A 5,304-nucleotide genomic window follows, 5' to 3' on the forward strand; every position below is an offset into this window, starting at 1 on the left:
CACCCCCGAGTTGTGGGCCCCGCTCCTCGAAAAGGCCTATGCGCAGGCCAACGAGCTCGCGGTCTTCGGGCGCACCACCAGCACCAACGCCATGATTGCCATCGAGGGCGGCCTGGCCGATCCGGTGGCCTCGCTGGTGGGCGGGCGCATGGTGCAGATCAAGGGCGACCCTTCGGACACCATCAACGGCAACCCGTTGATGGCGGTGGTGGCCGCGCCCGAGGGCAGCAGTGCACTGGCCGAGGTGATCGCGGCCATGAACGCCGGCAAGGTGATCTGGCTGGGATCCGATCTCGCCGCCACCAATGCCCAGGGCGCTACCACCTATGTGGCGGGTCACGCTTTCTTCCTCGTCGACGCCGATCCGACCAACCCGACCAACACCGACGGCCTGGCCTACAACCCCTGGGGTACCAATGCCGGTACCGATCCAGCGGCGCAGCCGTTCTTCCAGTCGCCTTTCCCGGTCACTCTTACCGAGGCGCTGGTTGCCGACGCCAAGCTGGATTTCTTCTTCGCGTCCTGGGGGACCGGCAACAACGACATCGTGCTCGCTACTGACCGGGGGGATCAGATCGATGGCGGTGATGGCGGCGATCAGGTACGCGGCTTCGGCGGGAACGACACCCTGCTTGGCGCCCTCGGTGACGACACACTCGACGGTGGCGCCGGCAACGACAGCATCGATGGCGGCGAGGGCACCGACACCGTGGTTTTCGCCGGTGCGCGTTCTCTCTACAGCGTGAGCTGGAACGCGGCCGCCAGCCGCTTCACGGTGGTCTCCAGCGCCGAGGGCACCGACACCCTGGCTGGTGTGGAACAGTTGCGGTTTGCTGATGCCTCGGTGACGGCCGCCTCGCTGCAGGCGACTAATGCCGCGCCCACCCTGAGCACCCTCACCGCGCTGACCGGTGCCACCGAAGACACCGCATACACCATCACCTGGGAGGCGCTCAAGGCGGCCTCCAACGCGACCGACGCCGAGGGCGATGCCATCTCGTTCCGGGTGGAGCAGGTGAACACCGGCACGCTGCGCCTGGGCGGGGGGCCGGTCACCGCCGGGGTCACCGCGATCAGCGCGGGCCAGTCCCTGAGCTGGACGCCGGCGGCCGACGCCAATGGCCTGCTCAACGCCTTCACGGTGCGCGCCGCCGATGCCGGGGGTGTCTCCACCGGCGTGGTGCAGGTGCAGGTGCAGACCGCCGCGGTCAACGACGCGCCCAGCGGCGCGGTCAGCATCAGCGGCACGCCCACGCAGGGCCAGGTGCTTACCGCCAGCAACACGCTGGCCGATGTCGACGGCATTCCCGCGAGCGGCGCAGGCGCCATCAGCTACCAGTGGCGCGCCGGCGGCTCGGTCATCAGCGGGGCCACCGCGGCCACCTACACGCTCACCGCGGCCGAGGTCGGCAAGACCCTCACCGTCACCGCCAGCTACACCGACAACGGCGGCACCGCTGAGAGCATGAGCAGCAGCGCCACCGCGGCGGTGGCCGCGCTGCCCGATGGCGCCATCCGGGGCACCGAGGGGAACGACACGCTCGCCGGCACCAGCGGCAACGACACCTTGCGCGGCCTGGGCGGCGATGACACCCTCACCGGGGCCGCTGGCAACGACACGCTCGACGGCGGGGCGGGCACCGACACCGCGGTGTTTGGCGGCATCCGGCGGCAGTACACGGTGAGCGGTGACGCCACCAGCGCCACGGTCAGCGGTCCCGATGGCAACGACGCGCTCTCCGTGGTGGAGCGGCTTCGCTTTGCCGATGGCGTGCTCGATGTGGCCACGCGCCAGTTCACGGTCAACGCCAACGCGGGCCGTGCGATGCGCCTGTACTGGGGTGCGCTGGGCCGCGGCCCCGACGCGGCCGGGCTGCAGGGCTGGGCCGGCGCGCTCGAGGGCGGCATGAGCCTGAACGATGCGGCCGCCGGCTTCGTGGGCTCGGCCGAGTTCCAGGCCAAGTACGGCAGCCTGGACAACACGCAGTACATCAGCCTGCTCTACCAGAACGTGCTGGGCCGGGCGGCTAATGCCGGGGGGCTGGCGGGCTGGGTGGGCTCGCTCAACGCGGGCAACACCCGCACGGCGGTGCTCACCGGGTTCACCGAGAGCGAGGAGTTCGGCAACCGCACCGCGTTCCTTGCCAGCGACGGGGTGCTCACCGCCACGCAGCTCGATGGCACCAGCGGCAACGACACGCTCGATGGCAAGGGCCTGATCAAGGATCTGGCCGGCGGCGCGGGCGACGACACCTATGTGGTGGGCAGCAGCGATGTGCGGGTGATCGAGGAGGCCGTCCAGGGCACCGACACCGTGCAGGCCTCGGTGAGCTACACGCTGCCGGCCAATGTGGAGAACCTGGCGCTCACCGGCAGCGCCGACCTCTCGGCCACCGGCAACGCGCTGGCCAACACGCTCACCGGCAACGCCGGGGCCAACCGCTTCACGGGCGGCGCGGGCGACGACACCATCGAGGGCGGCGCCGGGCGCGACACGGTGCTGGCCGGCGGTGTGCGCAAGCAGTTCACGCTCACCGGCAACGCGCTCACCGGCACGGCCACGCTCAGCGGCCCCGATGGCAACGACCGGCTCAGCGGGATCGAGGCCATTCGCTACTACGACGGCGTGCAGTATTTCGACCCCACGGCGAGCATCGCGCGGGTGGCGCGGCTGTACGAGGCGGCGCTGGGCCGTGGTGGCGACGGCCCGGGGCTGAACTTCCACGCGGGGCGGCTCGATGCCGGCACGAGCCTGGAGACGGTGGCGCTGGACTTCGTGGGCAGCCCGGAGTTCGTCCAGCGCTTTGGCAGCAATGTGAGCAACACCGCGTTCGTGCAGCAGACCTATCGCAATGTGCTCGGGCGCGAGGCCGACGAGGGTGGTCTGGCGGGCTGGCGCGGCGCGCTCGACGGTGGCATGAGCCGCGGGCAGCTGATCACCGGGTTCTCGGAGTCGGCCGAGTTCGTGAGCTCGTTCAGCGCGCGCAACCCCACGGGCTGGTGGGATGTGAACGAGACGGCCACCAGCGTGACGCGGCTGTACTGGGGGGCGCTGGGTCGCGCGCCCGATGCGCCGGGGCTGCAGGGCTGGACGGCGGCGCTCGAGGGCGGCATGAGCCTGAACCAGGCGGCGGGCGGCTTCGTGGGCTCGGCCGAGTTCCAGGCCAAGTACGGCAGCCTGGACAACACGCAGTACATCAGCCTGCTCTACCAGAATGTGCTGGGTCGGGCGGCCGATGCCGGGGGGCTGGCGGGCTGGGTGGGCGCGCTCACCGGGGGCTCCACCCGCACGGCGGTGCTCACCGGGTTCACCGAGAGCGACGAGTTCAAGAACCGCACGGCGGGGGTGACGGCCAGCGGGGTGATGACGGCCGACCTCTCGCCCACGCTGTCTTCGGCGGGGCGGGCGCTGGTGGTCACGCGCGAGGCGCCCCGCTTCGTGGTGCAGGCGTCGGCCGATGACGGCAAGGACGGCCCGCCGGTGGTGGTGAGCAGCCCGAACTTCGGGCTGGGTGGGCAGGCCGCGGGCGGCGCGACAGAGGCCGGCGCATCTCAGGCGCAGGACGCGGTGACGGTGTACGCCGCCGCGGGCGCGGTGCTGGGCAACGCCGAGGGCGCGCTCAGCGGCTCGGCGCTCATCCACAGCCTGCTGGCCAACCCCCAGGTGCAGGCCATGTCGCCACTGGCAACACAGGGGTGACCCACGGCGCGCGCAGGCGGTTGGTGGGCGCTGTGCGGTGCCGCCTGCGGAAGGGCCGCCGATGACCGGGCCCGAGGCCCCGCCCGCGGCCGATCCGCTCGGTTCGGCCTGCGCCTGCCTGGCCTGGGCCGCGCAGCCGCTGGGACTCAGCCTGGACCCAGCCGAGCTCGCCCGCGGTCTTGCCGGCATGGAGGATCTGCCCGCGCTGGCGCGGCTGGCCGCCGCCCACGATCTGGTCGGCCGGGTCTGGCGGGGTGATGTCACCCGCCTGTCCGAGCTCGAGCCGCGCCTGCCGGTCATCCTGCGTCTGAGCAACGGCAACTGCGTGCTGCTGGTGGGGCGTCTGCGCAAGGACGATCAGGCCTTCCTGCTGGTGCGCGATCCGCTCGCGCGGCCGGCTGATGTGGTGCTTCAGGTGGCCGAGCCGGCGTTGGCCGCGGCCTGGTCGGGCGAGGCGCTGCTGCTGCGTCGCGCGCTCTCGCTCAGCGATGAATCCCAGCCCTTCGGGCTGCTCTGGTTCCTGCCGCAGATGCTGCGCGAGCGCCGCAGCTTCCGCGCGCTCGCACTGGCCGCGGTGATGCTGCAGGTGCTCGCGCTGGCGGTGCCGGTCTTCATGCAACTCGTGATCGACCGGGTGGTGCCCCATGAGGCGGCCGCCTCGCTGGTGGTGCTCACCGTTGGCGTGGTGGGGGCGGTGGCCTTCGAGGCCGGCTTCCAGTTCCTGCGTCAGTTCCTGCTGCTGGAGGCCTCCAGCCGGATCGACCTGCGGCTGGTGCGAACCACCTTCGAGCGGCTGCTGTCGCTGCCGATCACCTTCTTCGAGCGCGGCGCCGCCGGCGTCATCGCACGCAACATGCAGCAGGCCGAGAAGATCCGGCAGTTCCTCACCGGGCGGCTCTTCATGACGCTGCTCGATGCCTCCGCGCTGGTGGTGGTGCTGCCCATCCTGTTTTTCTATTCGGCGACGCTGGCCGCGCTGGTGCTCGGTTTCGCGCTCGCGATCGGCGTGGTGGTGGGCGCCCTGGTCCCGCCCTTCCGTCGCCGGCTGCAGGCGCTGATCGCGGTCGAGGGCGAGCGGCAGGCGCTGCTGGTGGAGTCCATCCAGGGCATGCGTGCGATCAAGGCACTGGCCGCCGAGAGTCTGCGTCAGGGCCACTGGGAACGACAGTCCGAGCAGGCCGTGGACATGCATTTCCGCGTGGGCCGTCTCTCGGCCACCGCCAATGCCCTGGTCTCGCTGATGGAAAAGCTGATGCAGATCGGCGTGATCGCCCTCGGCGCGGGGCTGGTGATCGAGCAGCAACTGAGCATCGGCGCGCTGATCGCCTTCCAGATGCTCGCCGGGCGGGTGATCTCGCCGCTGGTGCAGGTGATTTCGCTGGTGCACGAGTACCAGGAGACCGCGATGTCGGTCCGTCTGCTCGGCCAGATCATGGACGCGCCGCGCGAGCGTGGCGGCAGCGGGCGCAGCCTGCGCCCGGCGCTGCGCGGGCGCATCGAGTTCGACGAGGTCAGCTTCCGCTATCCCGGCAGCGCGGCGGCCGCGCTCGATCGCATCAGCTTCACCATCCCCGAGGGCAAGGTGGTGGGCGTGGTGGGGCGCA

Annotated in this window: 2 protein-coding genes; both read left to right on the forward strand. The window is 71.2% G+C overall.

Translation table 11 applies throughout. The features are described from left to right. The coding region (locus AC2H6A_RS17615) for a DUF4214 domain-containing protein (protein WP_484275025.1) at positions 1-3,700 on the forward strand (3,700 nt) is incomplete at its 5' end. 61 nt (positions 3,701-3,761) lie between these two features. Next, on the forward strand, positions 3,762-5,304 hold a 1,543-nt coding region (locus AC2H6A_RS17620; RefSeq protein ID WP_484275026.1), incomplete at its 3' end, for an ABC transporter transmembrane domain-containing protein.

It is taken from the genome of Quisquiliibacterium sp. (assembly GCF_982640115.1).